This is a genomic window from Streptomyces sp. NPDC007808, assembly GCF_042868655.1.
In the GTDB taxonomy this organism is placed as follows: domain Bacteria; phylum Actinomycetota; class Actinomycetes; order Streptomycetales; family Streptomycetaceae; genus Streptomyces.
The window spans coordinates 405,838-421,729 of the sequence record NZ_JBIAEQ010000006.1 but is presented as its reverse complement, the minus strand read 5'-3'; the positions used below and the strand labels follow the sequence as shown (position 1 = coordinate 421,729).

14 protein-coding genes are annotated in these 15,892 nt (G+C 72.2%); 6 read left to right on the top strand and 8 right to left on the bottom strand.

Features of this window, described 5'->3' with window-relative positions:
* Window positions 1–117: 117 nt before the first annotated feature.
* The 3 genes from ACFYNL_RS24245 to ACFYNL_RS24235 are packed head-to-tail and all read right to left on the bottom strand — an operon-like array spanning window position 118 to window position 3,649.
* Complete coding sequence (locus tag ACFYNL_RS24245) at window positions 118–900, bottom strand: 3-oxoacyl-ACP reductase (protein WP_388806902.1); 783 nt, start codon at window positions 898–900, stop codon at window positions 118–120.
* Window positions 897–2,276 carry an aldehyde dehydrogenase family protein gene (locus ACFYNL_RS24240; protein ID WP_388806900.1) on the bottom strand — a complete coding sequence of 460 codons (1,380 nt, stop codon included), beginning with the start codon at window positions 2,274–2,276 and terminating at the stop codon, window positions 897–899. Before ACFYNL_RS24240 ends, ACFYNL_RS24245 begins: the two co-directional genes overlap by 4 nt.
* A gap of 8 nt (window positions 2,277–2,284) precedes the next feature.
* On the bottom strand, window positions 2,285–3,649 hold the full coding sequence (locus tag ACFYNL_RS24235) for a glutamine synthetase family protein (RefSeq protein ID WP_388806898.1): 1,365 nt from the start codon (window positions 3,647–3,649) through the stop codon (window positions 2,285–2,287).
* Window positions 3,650–3,734: 85 nt separating this feature from the next.
* Here ACFYNL_RS24235 and ACFYNL_RS24230 point away from each other — a divergent pair, with 85 nt between their 5' ends.
* The 3 genes from ACFYNL_RS24230 (at window position 3,735) to ACFYNL_RS24220 (ending at window position 6,804) form a co-directional block, all read left to right on the top strand.
* Window positions 3,735–4,481, top strand: a complete 747-nt coding sequence (locus ACFYNL_RS24230) for a FadR/GntR family transcriptional regulator (RefSeq protein WP_388806896.1) — start codon at window positions 3,735–3,737, stop codon at window positions 4,479–4,481.
* 168 nt (window positions 4,482–4,649) lie between these two features.
* Window positions 4,650–6,092, top strand: coding sequence for an ethanolamine permease (eat, locus tag ACFYNL_RS24225; RefSeq protein WP_388806894.1), 1,443 nt, complete (start codon window positions 4,650–4,652; stop codon window positions 6,090–6,092).
* Between the two features lie 37 nt (window positions 6,093–6,129).
* Entirely contained in the window at window positions 6,130–6,804 is a 675-nt protein-coding gene (locus tag ACFYNL_RS24220; RefSeq protein ID WP_388807292.1) for a gamma-glutamyl-gamma-aminobutyrate hydrolase family protein, read from the top strand.
* A gap of 123 nt (window positions 6,805–6,927) precedes the next feature.
* Here the strand turns inward: ACFYNL_RS24220 and ACFYNL_RS24215 are convergent, their stop codons facing one another.
* Complete coding sequence (locus ACFYNL_RS24215; protein ID WP_388806892.1) at window positions 6,928–7,851, bottom strand: LysR family transcriptional regulator; 924 nt, start codon at window positions 7,849–7,851, stop codon at window positions 6,928–6,930.
* A gap of 70 nt (window positions 7,852–7,921) precedes the next feature.
* On the opposite strand from ACFYNL_RS24215, the gene ACFYNL_RS24210 reads away from it, so the two are divergent.
* The gene (locus ACFYNL_RS24210; RefSeq protein WP_388806890.1) at window positions 7,922–9,046 is read left to right on the top strand and encodes a TDT family transporter; all 1,125 of its coding nucleotides are present in this window, start codon (window positions 7,922–7,924) and stop codon (window positions 9,044–9,046) included.
* Here ACFYNL_RS24210 and ACFYNL_RS24205 read toward each other — a convergent pair.
* The 4 genes from ACFYNL_RS24205 to ACFYNL_RS24190 all read right to left on the bottom strand — a co-directional run bounded on the left by ACFYNL_RS24205 (window position 8,958) and on the right by ACFYNL_RS24190 (window position 13,671).
* Window positions 8,958–9,677 carry a helical backbone metal receptor gene (locus tag ACFYNL_RS24205; protein ID WP_388806889.1) on the bottom strand — a complete coding sequence of 240 codons (720 nt, stop codon included), beginning with the start codon at window positions 9,675–9,677 and terminating at the stop codon, window positions 8,958–8,960. The two genes, ACFYNL_RS24210 and ACFYNL_RS24205, sit on opposite strands and share 89 nt — an antisense overlap.
* Entirely contained in the window at window positions 9,677–10,246 is a 570-nt protein-coding gene (locus tag ACFYNL_RS24200) for a helix-turn-helix domain-containing protein (protein WP_147997057.1), read from the bottom strand. Before ACFYNL_RS24200 ends, ACFYNL_RS24205 begins: the two co-directional genes overlap by 1 nt.
* A gap of 529 nt (window positions 10,247–10,775) precedes the next feature.
* Window positions 10,776–12,602, bottom strand: a complete 1,827-nt coding sequence (locus tag ACFYNL_RS24195) for an ABC transporter permease/substrate binding protein (protein ID WP_388806886.1) — start codon at window positions 12,600–12,602, stop codon at window positions 10,776–10,778.
* Window positions 12,595–13,671 (bottom strand): glycine betaine/L-proline ABC transporter ATP-binding protein, encoded by a 1,077-nt coding sequence (locus tag ACFYNL_RS24190; protein ID WP_388806884.1) that lies wholly within the window; start codon window positions 13,669–13,671, stop codon window positions 12,595–12,597. Before ACFYNL_RS24190 ends, ACFYNL_RS24195 begins: the two co-directional genes overlap by 8 nt.
* A 200-nt stretch (window positions 13,672–13,871) precedes the next feature.
* Here ACFYNL_RS24190 and ACFYNL_RS24185 point away from each other — a divergent pair, with 200 nt between their 5' ends.
* A complete protein-coding gene (locus ACFYNL_RS24185; protein ID WP_388807291.1) occupies window positions 13,872–14,801 on the top strand; it encodes a 5'-3' exonuclease H3TH domain-containing protein in 930 nt (309 codons plus the stop codon).
* A 169-nt stretch (window positions 14,802–14,970) separates the two neighbouring features.
* Window positions 14,971–15,822 (top strand): siderophore-interacting protein, encoded by an 852-nt coding sequence (locus tag ACFYNL_RS24180; protein ID WP_388806882.1) that lies wholly within the window; start codon window positions 14,971–14,973, stop codon window positions 15,820–15,822.
* Window positions 15,823–15,892 lie beyond the last annotated feature (70 nt).

Here is a 15,892-nt window from a genome sequence, read left to right as displayed (position 1 = left end):
CGGGAGCGCCGGCAGTCGGCCCGGGCGGTGTGTCCCCCCATTCCAGGTGCGGGGCGGACGGGTCGCGGGACGAGCCGGGCGGGGGTGCCGTGCTCGTCGCGGCGACCGCGGGGCGCCCTACAGGGGTGTGACGTACGCCCCTGCGATCCCCCCGTCGACCAGGAAGTCGGTGGCGTTGACGAAGGAGGAGTCGTCGCTGGCCAGGAAGGCGACGGCGGCGGCGATCTCCTCGGCCTCGGCGAAACGGCCGACCGGGATGTGGACGAGCCGGCGGGCGGCGCGCTCCGGGTCCTTGGCGAACAGCTCCTGCAGGAGCGGGGTGTTGACCGGGCCGGGGCACAGGGCGTTGACCCGGATGCCGTCGCGGGCGAACTGCACGCCCAGTTCACGGGACATGGCGAGGACGCCACCCTTGGAGGCCGTGTAGGAGATCTGCGAGGTCGCCGCACCCATCCGGGCGACGAAGGACGCCGTGTTGATGATGGACCCCTTGCCCTGCTGCCGCATGTAGGGGATGGCGGCCTTGCAGCACAGGTAGACGGAGGTGAGGTTGACCTCCTGGACCCGCTTCCACGCCTCCAGGCCGGTCTCCAGGATGGAGTCGTCGTCGGGCGGTGAGATTCCGGCGTTGTTGAAGGCGATGTCGACGCTGCCGTAGGTCTCGTACGCCGTCCTGAACAGCGCATCGACCTGCTCGGGGTCGGTGACGTCGACCTTGACGAAGATCCCGCCGACCTCCTCGGCGACCGCCTTGCCGCGCTGCTCGTCGACGTCGCCGCAGACGACGTGGGCGCCCTCGGAGGCGAGTCGGCGGGCGGTGGCCAGGCCGATGCCGCTGCCGGCTCCGGTGATGACTGCCGTGCGGCCGACGAGGCGACGGCACACATTCTGTTCGGTCACTGTGCGGGGCCCTCCGTGCTGATGAAGACGTTCTTGGTCTCGGTGAATGCGGTCAGGGCGTCCGGGCCCAGTTCGCGGCCGATGCCGGACTGCTTGAAGCCGCCGAAGGGGGTCCAGTAGCGGACGCTGGAGTGGGAGTTGACGGACAGGTTCCCGGCCCGGACGGCTTGGGAGACGCGCAGGGCGCGGCCGACGTCCCTCGTCCAGATGGATCCGGAGAGGCCGTAGTCGGTGCCGTTGGCCAGGGCGACCGCCTCGGCCTCGTCCTCGAAGGGGAGGACGACGGCGACGGGTCCGAAGACCTCCTCGACGGCCACGCGCGCGTGCGGCTCGACGCCGGTGAGGACGGTGGGCGGGAACCAGAAACCGGGGCCCTCGGGGGCCTTGCCGCGGATGCCGTCCAGGTCGTCGGTGACGTACGAACGGACCCGGTCCAGCTGGGCCTTGGAGATGAGCGGGCCCATGTCGGTCCGCTCGTCGGCGGGGTCGCCCACCGTCACCGCCTCGATGGCCGGGCTCAGCAGCTCCAGGAAGCGGTCGTGGACGGAGCGCTGGACGAGGATACGGGTGCGGGCGCAGCAGTCCTGGCCGGAGTTGTCGAGGAAGGACATGGGGGCGGCGGCCGCGGCGGCTTCGAGGTCGGCGTCGGCGAAGACGATGTTGGGGCTCTTGCCGCCGAGTTCCAGGGTGACGCGCTTGAGGAGTGCCGAGCCCTTCGCCAGCACCTGTTTGCCCACGGTCGTCGAACCGGTGAAGACGATCTTCGCGACGCCCGGGTGCTCGACGAGGGCGTTGCCCGCGACGGGGCCGTGGCCGGGCAGGACCTGGAACAGGCCGTGCGGGAGCCCTGCCTCCAAGGCGAGCTCCGCCAGTCGCAGCGCGGTCAGCGGGGTCGTCTCGGCGGGCTTGAGGACGACCGCGTTGCCGGCCGCGAGCGCGGGGGCGGTACCCCAGGCGGCGATCGGCATCGGGAAGTTCCAGGGGGCGATGACGCCGACGACGCCCAGCGGTTCGAGGATCGTCACGTTCAGGCCGCCGGGTACCGGGATCTGATGGCCGGTCAGCCGCTCGACCCCGCCGGCCGCGTAGTCGAGCAGGTCGCGGACGTTGCCGGCCTCCCAGCGGGCGTTGCCGATGGTGTGCCCGGCCTCGCGGACCTCCAACCGGGCGAGTTCTTCGAGGTGTTCGTCGACCGTGACCGCGAACCGGCGCAGCAGCCGGGCGCGTTCTCCGGGCGCGAGCGCGGCCCATGCGGACTGCGCCTTCGCGGCCCGTACGACGGCGGCGTCCACGTCGGCCGCGGTGGCGGCCGCGACGGTGGCGACGACCTCCTCGGTGGCGGGGTTCAGTACCTGCAGTTCGTGCTCGGAAGACAACAAGGGCCTCACATGCGTTCGAAGGAGCGGCGCAGCTCCCAGTCGGTGACCGCGGCGTCGAAGGCGTCCAGTTCGACGCGCGCCATGTTGCGGTAGTGGGCGACGACCTCGTCGCCGAAGGCGGCCTTGGCGATCGGGCTGTTCTCCCAGAGTTCGGCGGCCTCGCGCAGGGTCGTGGGGACGTGCGCGAAGTCGGCGGTGTAGGCGTTGCCGGGGCAGGGCTCGGGCAGTTCGAGCTTCTGCTCGATGCCGTACAGCCCGGCCGCGACCAGTCCGGCGACGGCCAGGTGCGGGTTGACGTCTCCGCCGGGCAGCCGGTTCTCGAAGCGCAGGGAGCGGCCGTGGCCGACGACGCGCAGGGCGCAGGTGCGGTTGTCGTGGCCCCAGGCGACGGCGGTCGGGGCGAAGGAGCCCGGCTGGAACCGCTTGTAGGAGTTGATGTTGGGGGCGTAGAGGAGGGAGAAGTCGCGCAGCGCGGCCAGTTGCCCGGCGAGGAAGTGCCGCATGACCTCCGACATGCCGCCCTCACCGTCGCCGGCCATGGCGTTGCCGCCGTCGGAGTCCGCGAGGGAGAGATGGATGTGGCAGGAGTTACCCTCGCGCTCGTTGTACTTGGCCATGAAGGTGATCGAGACGCCCTCCTGGGCGGCGATCTCCTTGGCGCCGGTCTTGTAGACGGCGTGCTGGTCGCAGGTGACGAGGGCGTCGTCGTAGCGGAAGGCGATCTCGTGCTGGCCGGGGTTGCATTCGCCCTTGGCGGACTCGACGGTGAGGCCGGCGCCCGCCATCTCGTTGCGGATGCGGCGCAGCAGGGGCTCGATGCGGCCGGTGCCGAGGACGGAGTAGTCGATGTTGTACTGGTTGGCGGGGGTGAGGCCGCGGTAGCCGGCGTCCCAGGCCTGCTCGTAGGTGTCCTTGAAGACGATGAACTCCAGCTCGGTGCCGACGTTCGCCGTGTAGCCGTGCTCGGCGAGGCGCTCCAGCTGGCGGCGCAGGATCTGGCGGGGTGCGGCAACCACGGGCGAGCCGTCGTTCCAGGCGAGGTCGGCGATCAGCATGGCCGTGCCGGCGTTCCAGGGCACGCGGCGCAGCGTGGCCAGGTCCGGGTGCATGGCGAAGTCTCCGTAGCCGCGGTCCCAGGAGGACATGGCGTAGCCGTCGACGGTGTTCATCTCGGTGTCGACGGCGAGGAGGTAGTTGCAGCCCTCGGTGCCGTGGTGCAGGACCTCGTCGAGGAAGAAGCGGGCGGCGAACCGCTTGCCCTGGAGCCGCCCTTGCATATCGGGGAAGGCCAGGACGACAGTGTCGATCTCACCGCCGGCGACGAGGGCGTGCAGCTCCTCGACGCTCAGCGGGGGTGTGCGGTCTGCCACGGGAGAGCCTCCTTCGGCTACTTCGGTCAGCCGGAAGCCATAAGGTATTGCCCAGAACCATTGATTGGGAAGGGGGTCCGGCCACATGTCGCAGGAGGGCTGGGAGCAGGGGGCGCCCGAGACGGACGACCGGCTGACCTCCGTGCTGCGTCCGGTACGGGCGGGCAACGGCTTCGAGGAGGCCCTGGAGCAGATCCTCCAGGTCGTCCGGCTCGGCCTGGTGCCGGGCGGGGAGCGGCTGCCGGCCGAGCGCGAGCTGGCGGACCGGCTCGGGATCAGCCGGGTGACGCTGCGCGAGGTGCTGAAGGTGCTCCAGGACCAGGGGCTGGTGGAGTCGCGGCGCGGGCGCTACGGCGGCACGTTCGTGCTGCCGCGCCCCCAGACGCCGGACGAGGAGGAGCTGCGCCGGCGCCTGAAGGACGTCGACGTCGAGGACACACTGCGGTTCCGCGAGGTCCTGGAGGTCGGCGCGGCCGGGCTGTGCGCGGCGCACGGGCTGGACGAGGAGCAGGCCGACCGGCTGCGCGAGGCCCTGGCGCGCACGCACGACGCCCCGCTCGCCGACTACCGCCGCCTGGACACCCTGCTGCACCTGACGCTCGCCGAGCTGTCCGGCTCCCCCACGCTCACCGCCCAGTACGCGGCCGTTCGCGCCAGGGTCAACGACCTGCTCGACTGCATCCCGCTCCTCGTGCGCAACCTGGAGCACTCCCAGCGCCAGCACACCGCCCTGGTGGAGGCCGTGATCGAGGGCAACGCCGAGTGCGCACGGGAGATCATGCGCGAGCACTGCGGGGGCACGGCGGCGCTGCTGCGGGGTTTCCTCGGCTGAGGCGTGCCACCGGGCCCGGCAGGGCAGGGATTTACGGGCTGTTCACGCACGGGTATTGCCATCACCCGGTCGGCACCGCAAAGGTATGGATCCATTCCATTGAGCCGGGGCTCGGTCGACCCCACTGTGCCCGGCTCCGTGTCCGCCGCCCCCGTGGGGAGTCCGCCCATGTCCCTGGAATCCACCAACACACCGTCCGCCGAGACGGACGACTATCTGGAACGCAGGGCGCTGCGCCGCGGCAGCGCCGGCTGGGTGCTGCTCACCGGCCTCGGCGTCGCCTATGTCGTCTCCGGCGACTACTCCGGCTGGAACTTCGGCCTGGCCGAGGGCGGCTTCGGGGGCCTGGCGATCGCCATGGTCCTCATGGGCGCGATGTACGCGTGCATGGTCTTCGCCCTAGCCGAGCTGTCCTCGATCCTGCCCACGGCGGGCGGCGGCTACGGATTCGCCCGCCGCGCCCTCGGCCCCTGGGGCGGCTTCCTGACCGGTACGGCGATCCTCATCGAGTACGTCCTCGCACCCGCCGCGATCGTCATCTTCATCGGCGACTACGTCGAGTCGCTGGGTCTGTTCGGACTGGAGTCCGGCTGGCCGCTGTACCTGGTCTGCTTCGCGATCTTCCTGGGCATCCACCTGTGGGGGGTGGGCGAGGCGCTGCGCTTCAGCTTCGTCGTCACCGGTATCGCGGTGGTCGCCCTGGTCGTGTTCGCGCTGGCGGCGCTGCCCGACTTCTCGTTCGGCTCGCTGGACGACATCCCGGTCGACCCGTCCGCCGCGGGGTCCGGTTCGTGGCTCCCGTTCGGGCTGCTCGGCATCTGGGCGGCCTTCCCCTTCGGCATGTGGTTCTTCCTGGGCGTCGAGGGCGTGCCGCTCGCGGCCGAGGAGACCAGGGAGCCGGCTCGTACGCTGCCGAAGGCGATCCGCTGGTCGATGGGCATCCTGGTGGTGCTCGCGGTGGTCACGTTCTTCGCGGCGGCGGGGGCGCGCGGCTCCGCGGCCGTCCAGGACGCGGGCAACCCGCTGGTCGAGGCGCTCCAGCCCGGCGGGGAGGCCACGACGCTGAGCCGGATCGTGAACTACGCGGGCCTCGCGGGCCTCGTGGCGTCGTTCTTCTCCCTGATCTACGCGGGCTCCCGCCAGCTGTTCGCCCTCTCCCGCGCGGGCTACCTGCCCCGCTTCCTGTCCCTCACCAGCCGCCGCAAGGCGCCGTACCTGGGCCTGCTGGTGCCCGGCACGATCGGTTTCCTGCTGGCGGCGGTGTCGGGCGACGGCGCCCGCATGCTGAACATCGCGGTGTTCGGCGCGACGATCTCCTACGCACTGATGTCCCTGTCGCACATCGTGCTGCGCCGTCGCGAGCCGGAGCTGCCGCGGCCGTACCGTACGCCGGGCGGGGTGCTGACCTCCTCCGTCGCCCTGGTGCTGGCCTGTGCGGCGCTGGTGGCCACGTTCCTGGTGGACGTGACGGCGGCGTTCATCGCGCTCGCGGTGTACGTCGTGGCCGTCGCCTACTTCGGTCTGTACAGCCGTAAGCGGCTGGTGGCGAAGGCTCCGGAGGAGGAGTTCGCGGCGCTGGCGGCGGCCGAGGCAGAGTTGACACGGGACTGAGACGTCGTACGTGAGGGAGTGTTCAGTGGCCAGGCCGTTGATCGGCGTCAGCACCTATCTGGAGTCCGGTGCGCGCTGGGGTGTGTGGGAGCTGGAGGCGGCGCTGCTGCCGGTCGGCTATCCCAGGCTGGTGCAGCGGGCCGGCGGCCTGGCCGCGATGCTGCCGCCGGACGACCCGGCGCACGCCCCGGCGACCGTGGCCCGGCTGGACGGGCTGGTCGTGGCGGGCGGTCCCGACGTGGAACCCGTTCGCTACGGCGCGGAGCCCGACCCGCGCACCGGCCCGCCGGCGCGGGAGCGGGACGCCTGGGAGCTGGCTCTGATCGACGCGGCGCTCGCCGCCCGGGTCCCGCTGCTGGGCATCTGCCGCGGGATGCAGCTGCTGAACGTCGCCCTGGGCGGCACGCTCGTCCAGCACATCGAGGGGCACGCGGAGGCCGTGGGCGTCTTCGGCGGGCACGCCGTCAAACCGGTACCGGGAAGTCTGTACGGCACCGTGGTGCCGGAGGAGACCTTCGTGCCGACGTACCACCACCAGGCCGTGGACCGCCTGGGTGAGGGGCTCGCCCCGTCGGCGCACGCGGCGGACGGGACGGTGGAGGCGGTGGAACTGCCGTCGTCCGCCGGCTGGGTGCTGGGCGTGCAGTGGCACCCGGAGATGGGTGATGATCTGCGGGTCATGCGGGCCCTGGTACGTGCGGCCGGGGGCTGACAGAGGTATCTCGCCCCGCCGCACCTGCCCCGTCCGCGTCCCGAGGGCCCGCCCCCGCGAACCCGCCGGGGGCTCGGCCCCTCCCACGCCGGAGCCGGTGGATCCGGCGGCGTGCGCGAGGAACTACCCGCGCGTCAGCGACAGCAGATCCCGGGCCGGGCCCACCGGGCGGTGACCCGTCGGCCACACCGCCCGCAGGTCCCGCGCCAGGGACACGTCCGCCACCGGCACGCTCACCAGCCGCCGCATCGCCAGCTCCTCCCCCACCGCGAGCTCGCTCAGCACCGCCGGCCCCGCCCCACCGACCGCCGCCGCCTTGACCGCGGTGGTCGAGGACAGTTCGATCAGGGGCCGGGCCAGCCCGCCCAGCGCCGCGTCCAGGACCTGCCGGGTACCCGAGCCCTTCTCCCGCAGGATCAGCGGGGTCACGGCCAGCTCCGAAGCCTCCAGTGGGCGGCGACGGCGGGACCAGGCGTGCCCCGGCGCGGTCACCACGATCAGGTTGTCGTGGGCGATGACCACGGAGTCCAGCCCGGTCGGGGCGGTCAGCCCCTCCACGAACCCCAGGTCCGCCTCGTCCGCCAGAAGCCGCTCCGCCACCGCCGCCGAGTTCCCGGCGAGCAGCGACACCGCCGTGTCCGGGCGCTGGGCACGCAGCGCGAGCAGCCACCCCGGCAGCAGGTACTCCGCGATCGTCATGCTCGCCGCGACCCGCAGCCGCGAGTCACGCCGGTCCCGCAACGCCTGCGCGCCCGCGTCGAAGGCCTCCGCGGCCTCCACGACCCGCCGCGCCCAGTCCGTCACCAGCGCGCCGGCGTCCGTGAGCCGCGATCCCCTCGGCGACCGGTCCACCAGAGCCACGCCCAGCTGCCGTTCCATCGACCGGATCCGGCTGCTCGCCGCCGGCTGGGTGATCCCCAGCTCACGCGCCGCCCCGCCCAGGCTGCCGAGCCGCGCCACCGCCAGCAACAGTTCCAGCGCGCCGAGATCCGGGACACGGTGTGCCAGGGTTCCCGCGCGAAACTGCCCCTCCGCCGCTTGAGTCATAAGCCCAGTTTATGTCGCCATAGAGGCGCACTCCCTGGTGGTGAGCGGACCCCGCGGCGACGCTGAGCGCATGGTCACCGCCGTCCGTCATCTCGGCCCCCACTGGTACGCCTCCGTCATGGGCACCGCCGCCGTCGCCACCGCCGGAGCGGCACTGCCGGCCCACGTCCCGGGCCTGCGTACCGCCTGCGCCGCCGTCTGGGCCCTCTCGCTGGCCTTCCTCGTCGCCCTGCTCGGCGCCCGCGCCCTGCACTGGGCCCACCACCGTGACCAGGCCCGCGCCCACCTCCTCGACCCGGCGACGGCGCCCTTCTACGGCTGCCTGTCCATGGCCCTGACGGCTGTCGGCGGCGGTGCCCTGACCGTCGGGCGGGACTGGCTCGGCACCGGGGCGGCGGTCGCGCTCGACGCCGTGCTGTTCACCGCCGGCACGGTCGTCGGACTGGCGGCTGCCGTCGCCGTCCCGTACCTCATGGCCGTACGCCATCGCGTCGAGCCCGCGCAGGCCACGCCCGTGTGGCTGCTGCCGCTCGTCGCGCCCATGGTGTCCGCCGCGCTCGGCCCGCTCCTGGTGCCGCATCTGCCGCCCGGTCAGGCGCGGGAGACGCTGCTGCTGGCCTGCGTGACGATGTTCGGGCTCAGCCTGGTCGGCACCCTGCTGATGCTGCCGCTGGTCTTCGCCCGCCTGATCACCGGCGGGCCGCTGCCCCTCGCGCTCACCCCGACGCTGTTCCTGGTCCTGGGTCCGCTCGGGCAGTCCACCACCGCCGTGGGCGCGTTCGCGGACGCCGCCGCGGGCGTGGTGCCGGCCCCGTACAGCGACGGGTTCGGGGTGCTCGCCGTCCTCTACGGCGTGCCCGTCATGGGCTTCGCGCTGCTGTGGTTCGTGCTCGCCGGCGCCCATGTGCGGCGGGCGCGCCGGCACGGCATGGGGTTCGCCATGACGTGGTGGGCGTTCACGTTCCCGGTCGGCACGTGTGTCACCGGTGCCGCGGCGCTCGCCCGGCACACCGGGCTCCTCGTGTACGACTGGCTCGCGATCGGGCTGTACGGCGTGCTGGTCGCCGCCTGGGCCGCCGCTTCGGTGCACACCGCGCGCGGGCTGCTCAGCGGTGTGCTGCTCGCAGCGCCTCGGACAGCACCCTCGGCGCCTCGGCCAGTGACGGGCCGTACCACGTCAGGTGCCGTCCGCTGACGAGCGCGCAGGGCAGGCCGGGAAAGGCCTCGGGGCCGTCGTCGGCTGTGAAGCGGTACGGCTCGTCGGGAAGGACGACCAGGTCCGGGCCCTGCGCCGACAGGGCGTCCAACGGGATGCGCGGGTAGCGCTCGGCGTGGGTGGCGTACCGGTGGTCCACGCCGAGGCGGGCCAGGACGTCGCCCGCGAAGGTGTCTCGGCCCAGCACCATCCAGGGGCGCCGCCAGATCGGGACCACAGCCGTCGTACGGCGTTCCGGTTGCGGTGGTGACGCCCAGGCCCGCTCGGCCTCGTCCAGCCACCGCGGGCGGACCGGGACCCCGCAGGCCGCCAGCACGCGGGTCAGCTCGCCGAAGGCCTGCGGAACGTCTCGTACCTCCGTCACCAGGACCTCGACACCGGCCGTGCGCAGGGCGGCGAGGTCGGGCTCGCGGTTCTCCTCCTCGTTGGCGATCACGAGGTCGGGTGCGAGGGCGATGATCCGCTCGATCGCGGGGTTCTTGGTGCCGCCGACCCGGGTGACGTCCAGGTCGGCGGGGTGGCTGCACCAGTTAGTGGCGCCCACCAGGACACCGGGGGCGGAGACGGCGACGGCCTCCGTCAGGGACGGCACGAGGGAGACGACGCGCATCAGCGCCCCGGCCGGTCCCGGACCGCCTCGATGTGCTCGGCCACCGCGACGACGACCACGCGGGTGTCCGGCACGGTCGCCCGCCAGCGGTGGCGCACCCCGCCGGTGAGGTACAGGGTGTCGCCGCGGCCCAGCCGGTAGGCGCGGCCCTCCGCCTCGATCTCCACGGCGCCGTCGGCGACGTACATCAACTGGTCGTTGCGGTACTGGAATTCGCGGCCCGCGTCATGGTCGCCGGTGAACTCCGAGGCGTGCATCTGGTGGTGACCGCGCACCAGGGAACGGGTGCGCGGCTGCGGTGCCAGTTCGGTGGTGTCGGCGCGTACGACGTCGACGCTGCACGCCGGGTCGGCGGCGGCGAGGAGCTCGACCGCGGTCGTGCGCAGGGCGTCGGCGACCTTCTCCAGCGAGCTGCGGCTGGGGCGGGCCCGGTCGTTCTCCACCTGGCTCAGGAAGGGCACGGAGAGACCGCTGCGCTCGGCCACGACGGCGAGGGTGAGGTCCAGCGCCCGGCGACGCCGCCGCACGGCCGCGCCCACGCGGAGGGGCTGTTCCTTGTGGTCGCCCATGGCTCCGGCTCCCTCCTTCGCTCGTCGGCCGCCGCCCTCACGCCCGTCGCCGGGCGCGGGCCTCGTGTTGAGTTCTCTGCACCCTACGCATGTTCGGCAAACCGTTGCATGCGCCCGTCGCATCGACGACACGTCGGGGGGAATACGACCCGTCGGTTCGCGCCAGTGGATCCACGCCCCGCACCTCCGTGTTCCCACGTGCCGCCCCTGACTCCCGCTCAGCACCGCAGTCGGCCACTTCTTGTCCAATGCGCCGCGAGCCGCCGGTGTTCCCTCGTGGGACCCGGGCGGAGATCCTGGTCACAAAGGTCTTGGAGGGCTCCTTGCCGTGGCGTCAAGGCGCGGCGGGCAGCGCGGAGTTGACGCGGCCGGGCACGGGGACGGGGTAGCGCTGTGTGGTTGGCCGGATCCCGTTCGTAGCGCTCCGGCAGCCGGAGGCGGACAGACCACGAGGGGCGGGCCCGCCGGTACGTGAGGGGAAAACGTACGGCGTGACCCGCCCCTCGGGCGGCGGTCCGGGCCCGTCAGGTCACCCGGCCGCCTGGTCCTTGTGCTCCGATCCGGCGACCGGGGCCCACTTGTCCACGAGACCGGGGTTCCGCTCCAGCCAGGCGCGGACGGCGTCCTGCTCCTTGCCCTTGCCCGCCTTCGTGATCCGGGACTCCAGGCCGGTGAGCTGCTCCTCGGTCATGGAGAAGTTCCTCAGCCACTCGGCGACCTCGGGGTTGTCCTTCGCGAAGCCCTTGCGGGCGAGGGTGTGCACACCGTCGCCCTCGCCCCAGGCGCGCTCGGGGTCCTTGAGCTTCTTCAGGTCGTAGTCGCTGTACGCCCAGTGCGGCGACCAGAGCGTGACGACGACCGGCTCCTTCTTGGCGTACGCCCGCTTGAGCTCGGCCAGCATCGCCGGCGTCGAGCCGTCCACGACCTCGTACGTGTCCTCAAGGCCGTACTTCTTGAGAACCGTGTCCTTGAGCAGGCCCATCATCCCGGCGCTCGGCTCGATGCCGATGATCTTGCCCTTGAACGTGTCGGCCCTGTCCTTGAGGTCCGCCAGGGAGTCGACGCCCTTCACGTACGAGGGGACGCTGAGCTCCAGGGACGTGGGGCCGTACCAGGAGCCGAGGTCGTCGAGCTGCTTGCCGTACTTCTTCCAGTACTCCGCGTGGGTGGTGGGCAGCCAGGCGTCGGTCTGGAAGTCGATCTGGCCGGTGGCGACGCCGGTGTAGAGCGGCCCGGCGGCGTACTGGGTGGTGTCGACCTCGAAGCCGCGGCGCTCCAGCAGCTCCTTCCAGAGGAACGTGGAGGCGATGCCCTCGTCCCACGGGATGTAGCCGATGGTGATCTCCTTGCCCTTGCCGACGTCCGAGGCGGAGGCCTCGGCGGTGCCGGAGGAGGGGCCGAGGACGCTCATGCCGCCCGCGACCAGGGCCAGGGCGGCCACGCCGGCGACCGCGACGACCGGGCGGGGGCGGTGGTTCCACACCTTGACGCCGCCCGCGGCGCGGGCCTTGGCGGCGGCCCGGCGGCCGAGCGGGGAGATCTGGGCGCCGAGGGCGCCGGTGACGCGGTCCAGGTAGATGGCGAGGACGACGATGCCGACGCCCGCCTCGAAACCGAACCCGATGTCGAGCTGGCCGATGGCCTCGTTGACCGCGCCTCCGAGGCCGCCGGTGCCGACCATGCCGGCGATGACGACCATCGACAGGCTCAGCATGATCACCTGGTTGACGCCCGCCATGATCGTCGGCAGGGCGAGCGGCAGCTGCACGCGCAGCAGGGTGTCGCGCGGGGTGGTACCGAAGGCCTCGGCAGCCTCGACCAGCTCGGCGTCGACCTGGCGGATGCCCAGTTCGGTCATGCGGACGCCGGGGGCGAGCGCGAAGATCAGGGTGGCGATGACGCCGGCGGCGGTGCCCAGGCCGAAGAAGAGGATGGCCGGGATCAGCAGCACCATCGACGGCATCGTCTGGAGCAGGTCCAGGACGGGCCGCACAGCCGCACTGACCGTCCTGGAGCGGGCCGCCCAGATGCCGAGCGGCAGCGAGAGCACCAGGGCGATGACGGTGGCGACGAGCACCAGGGCCAGCGTCGACATGGCCCGGTCCCACAGGTCGAGCGAGTCGACCAGCGCGAACCCGGCGAAGCCGAGGACGCCCGCGACCAGGCCGCGCAGCCACCAGGCGACAACGGCGAGGATGCCCGCGAGGACCAGGGGGGCGGGGGCGGTCAGGACGGCGACGACGACGTCGTACATGCCCTCCACGACGGCCTTGACCGCGTCGAAGAGCCAGCCCATGTGGGTGACGAGCCAGTCGACGCCGGAGTCGACCCGGTCGCCCAGACGCAGCCTAGGCATGTGCGATCACCTTCCCTTCCGGGTCGCCGCAGGGCGTCGGAGCGGCCGTCTCGTCGCCTAGGAAGGCGAGCAGCCGCTGCCGCGGCACGACTCCGACGACCCGGTTGGCCTCGTCGACCACCGAGACGCGGTGCGACAGCCGGGCGCTCATCGCGCACAGGTCCACGAACGGCGTCTCGGGGGTCGCGGTCTCGCAGGCGCAGAGGGGGGCGTCGGCGGTGACCGAGGTGTCCATGAGGGCGCCCGCGGTGAGCACGCGGGAGCGGTCGACGTCCTGGACGAAGGAGGCGACGTAGTCGTTGGCGGGGCGGACGAGGATGTCCTGCGCCGAGCCGGTCTGGACGATCCGGCCGTCGCGCATGACCGCGATGCGGTCGCCCAGGCGCATGGCCTCGTTGAGGTCGTGGGTGATGAAGACGATGGTCTTCTTCAGGGTGCGCTGCAGTTCGAGGAGCTGGTCCTGCATGTCCCTGCGGATCAGTGGGTCGAGGGCGCTGAAGGACTCGTCCATGAGCAGCAGGTCGGCGTCGGTGGCGAGGGCGCGGGCCAGGCCCACGCGCTGCTGCATGCCGCCGGACAGCTCGTCGGGCCAGGACTTCTCCCAGCCGGCCAGCCCGCACAGCCGCAGGGCCTCGGCGGCGCGCTCCTCGCGCTCGGCGCGGGGCACGCCCTGGACGGCGAGGCCGTAGGCGGCGTTCTCCAGGACACTGCGGTGCGGGAAGAGCGCGAAGTGCTGGAAGACCATGCTGATCTTCCGGGCGCGGACCTCGCGCAGCTCGCGGTCGCTGAGCGCCGTCAGGTCCTGGCCGGCGAACCGCACATGGCCCGCGGTCGGCTCCAGCAGGCCGTTGAGCATGCGCAGCAGCGTGGACTTGCCGGACCCGGACAGGCCCATGACGACGAAGATCTGGCCCGGCTCCACGGTGAAGGAGGCGTCGATCACGGCGGCGGTGGTGCCGTCGGCGCGCAGCTCCTCGCGGTCGGCTCCCTGGCGGAGCCTCGTCACGGCCTCGTCCGGTCGTCTGCCGAACACCTTGAACAGATGCTCGGCCTCAAGCCTGGATGACACGGGTACCTCTTGTCTCGACGGCAAAGGAAGGGAGTGACGGGCAGGCAGTTGAATGCGCAACCGGCGTCACTCCGAGGACGCGCCTGCCCCGGCCCCCCGGCCACAAACGCACAAGTGGTCGAGACCACAAGCGCAGCACAGAGCGCAACTCGTTGCGCACCGAGCGCACCGAAGGGCCGCTGTCAGTGGCGTGCGGCATGATGCGAGACGTGACCGGACGACTGATGCTCCTCGACACCGCCTCGCTCTACTTCCGCGCCTACTTCGGCGTCCCGGACTCCGTGAAGGCGCCGGACGGGACACCGGTGAACGCCGTACGCGGACTCCTCGACTTCATCGACCGCCTGGTGAAGGACCACCGCCCGGACGCGCTGGTGGCCTGCATGGACGCCGACTGGCGCCCCCAGTGGCGGGTCGATCTGATCCCCTCCTACAAGGCGCACCGCGTCGCCGAGGAGCACGAGACCGGGCCCGACGAGGAGGAGGTGCCCGACACGCTGTCACCTCAGGTGCCGGTCATCGAGGCGGTCCTGGACGCGCTCGGCATCGCGCGCGTGGGGGTCGAGGGCTACGAGGCGGACGACGTGATCGGCACGTTCACCGCGCGGGCGAAGGGCCCGGTCGACATCGTCACCGGCGACCGCGACCTGTACCAGCTGGTGGACGACGCGCGCGGGGTCCGGGTGCTGTACCCGCTCAAGGGCGTGGGCACCCTCCAGCTCACCGACGAGGCGTGGCTGCGTGAGAAGTACGGCGTGGACGGCCGGGGGTACGCGGATCTGGCGCTGCTGCGCGGCGACCCGAGCGACGGCCTGCCGGGTGTGCCGGGCATCGGCGAGAAGACGGCCGCGAAGCTGCTGGCCGAGTTCGGCGACCTGGCCGGGATCATGGCGGCGGTCGACGACCCGAAGGCGAAGCTCACGCCCTCGCAGCGCAAGCGCCTCGACGAGTCGCGGCCGTACGTCGCCGTGGCGCCGACGGTCGTGCGGGTCGCGGCCGACGTTCCGCTGCCGCAGGTGGACGTCGCCGTGCCACGGGCCCCGCGTGACGCCGCGGCACTGGACGCGCTGGCGGTGCGCTGGGGACTGGGCGGGTCGCTCCAGCGGCTGCTCACGACGCTGGGTGCGTGACGGTTCAGGGGCGCACAGGGTGCTCCGTGTGAGTGCATGGGGCTTTCGATGCGGGGAATTCGTCTACTGGTGCGCGACATGCGCCGTTTCATGAACGAGTCATAGCGGCATTCGCCGGGCGGAGGTGCTAACTTAGGTAAACCTAAGCTTGGAACGAGGGAGGCCTGTGATGGCACTACGCCCTGCCCGCAAGCCGCGGAAGCCCTACTCCGCGCAGGTCATCCGTACCGAACGGCTGACCCCGCACATGCAGCGTGTGGTGCTGGGCGGTGAGGGACTCGCCGATTTCGCGGCGGACACCTGCACGGACCATTACGTCAAGCTCCTGTTCCCACCCGAGGGCGCGAGTTACCCGGAGCCCTTCGACCTGGAGCGCATCCGCGAGGAGCTGCCGCGCGAGCAGTGGCCGGTGACGCGGACCTACACGGTACGGGCCTGGGATCCCGAGCATCGTGAGCTGACGCTCGACTTCGTACTGCACGGCGACGAGGGCCTGGCCGGGCCGTGGGCCATGCGCGCCCAGCCGGGCGACACCGTGCGGTTCCTCGGCCCCGGCGGCGCCTACGCCCCCGACCCGGACGCCGACTGGCATCTGCTCGTCGGTGACGAGAGCGCGCTGCCCGCGATCGCCCGCTCCCTGGAGTCACTGCCGGCCGGCGCCAGGGTCCACGCGTTCGTGGAGGTGGCCGGGCCCGAGGAGGAGCAGAAGATCGACTCCGATGTGGAGGTCGTCTGGCTGCACCGCGGGTCCCGCCCCATCGGCGAGGCCCTGCTCCAGGCCGTGCGCTCGCTGGACTTCCCCGAGGGCCGGTTGCACGCGTTCGTGCACGGCGAGGCGCACTTCGTGAAGCAGCTGCGCCATCTACTGCGGGTCGAGTGCGGTGTGCCGCGGGAGGACCTGTCGATCTCCGGCTACTGGCGGCTCGGCCACAACGAGGACGGCTGGCAGGCGTCCAAGCGGGAGTGGAACGCGCGGATCGAGACGGAGCAGGAGGGGGCGGGAGCGGCACCGGCCGCCTAGCTCACCGCACGGGGGGTCGGCACCCTTGAAGGTGCCGACCCCCTGAGCTTGGGATCCGCCTGTCCTGACG

What these genes read in the sequence shown, in the direction of transcription:
- ACFYNL_RS24230 (WP_388806896.1), top strand. Translation starts at nt 3,735, where the DNA reads ATGTCGCAGGAGGGCTGGGAGCAGGGGGCGCCCGAGACGGACGACCGG.
- eat (WP_388806894.1), top strand. Translation starts at nt 4,650, where the DNA reads ATGTCCCTGGAATCCACCAACACACCGTCCGCCGAGACGGACGACTAT.
- ACFYNL_RS24215 (WP_388806892.1), bottom strand. Translation starts at nt 7,851, where the DNA reads ATGACTCAAGCGGCGGAGGGGCAGTTTCGCGCGGGAACCCTGGCACAC.
- ACFYNL_RS24210 (WP_388806890.1), top strand. Translation starts at nt 7,922, where the DNA reads ATGGTCACCGCCGTCCGTCATCTCGGCCCCCACTGGTACGCCTCCGTC.
- ACFYNL_RS24205 (WP_388806889.1), bottom strand. Translation starts at nt 9,677, where the DNA reads ATGCGCGTCGTCTCCCTCGTGCCGTCCCTGACGGAGGCCGTCGCCGTC.
- ACFYNL_RS24200 (WP_147997057.1), bottom strand. Translation starts at nt 10,246, where the DNA reads ATGGGCGACCACAAGGAACAGCCCCTCCGCGTGGGCGCGGCCGTGCGG.
- ACFYNL_RS24195 (WP_388806886.1), bottom strand. Translation starts at nt 12,602, where the DNA reads ATGCCTAGGCTGCGTCTGGGCGACCGGGTCGACTCCGGCGTCGACTGG.
- ACFYNL_RS24185 (WP_388807291.1), top strand. Translation starts at nt 13,872, where the DNA reads ATGCGAGACGTGACCGGACGACTGATGCTCCTCGACACCGCCTCGCTC.
- ACFYNL_RS24180 (WP_388806882.1), top strand. Translation starts at nt 14,971, where the DNA reads ATGGCACTACGCCCTGCCCGCAAGCCGCGGAAGCCCTACTCCGCGCAG.